General features: G+C 69.0%; 1 protein-coding gene. It reads left to right on the forward strand.

Annotation, left to right across the window (positions count from 1 at the left end; translation table 11 throughout):
- Positions 1-97: 97 nt before the first annotated feature.
- A partial coding sequence (locus tag GWK61_RS54845; RefSeq protein ID WP_194922333.1) for an IS701 family transposase occupies positions 98-870 on the forward strand: 773 nt, incomplete at its 3' end.

Here is an 870-nt window from a genome sequence, read left to right on the forward strand (position 1 = left end):
TACGGCAGCCGCACTTGGTGTGACTTGTTGGGGTGCTGTTCGTTGATGAGGTGTGGATCACGTTGTTGGCGCTGCCGATGTTCTTGATCGGCTTCAGGTGTGGGATGAAGAGCTGGCCGGGTTGCACGCGCGATTCGCGGACTGTTTCCTGCGTTCGGAGCCGCGCGAGCGTTCCCTGCGGTACACCTGGGGGCTGCTGAGCCCTTTGGAGCGGAAGAACGGTTGGACGCTGGCCGAGGATGCCGGGGAGGGCACGCCCGATGGGATGCAGCGGCTGCTGAACGACGCGGTGTGGGACGCCGACGAGGTCCGGGACCGCGTGCGGGAGTACGTGGTCGAGCGGCTGGGGGATCCGGAGGCGGTGCTGATCGGCGATGACACCGGGTTCTTGAAGAAGGGCCGGGAGTCGGCCGGGGTGCAGCGGCAGTACTCCGGCACGGCCGGACGCACGGAGAACTGCCAGATCGGCACGTTCCTGGCCTATGCCTCGCCGTACGGGCGGACGCTGATCGACCGGGAGTTGTACCTTCCGGAGCACACCTGGATCGCCGACCGGGAGCGCTGCCGGGCGGCCGGGATCGGTGATGAGGTGGAGTTCGCGACCAAGCCGGTGCAGTTCCGCCGGATGCTGCAACGCGCGCTGGACGCGGGGGTCCCGTTCGCCTGGGTCACCGCCGACGAGGCGTTCGGGCAGAACGGCGAGCTGCGGGAGTGGATGGAGTCCCGCGACATGGCGTTCGTGATGGCCACGCGTTCGACGAACCTGTCGGCTCCCGGCGGACCGTCGGTGGCCGACCTGGTCGCGGCCCAGCCGTCCGGGCGCTGGCAGCGCAGGTCCGCCGGGACCGGAGCCCACGGCGAACGGTTCTA

This window comes from Catenulispora rubra, from assembly GCF_015356825.1.
Classification (GTDB): domain Bacteria; phylum Actinomycetota; class Actinomycetes; order Streptomycetales; family Catenulisporaceae; genus Catenulispora; species Catenulispora rubra.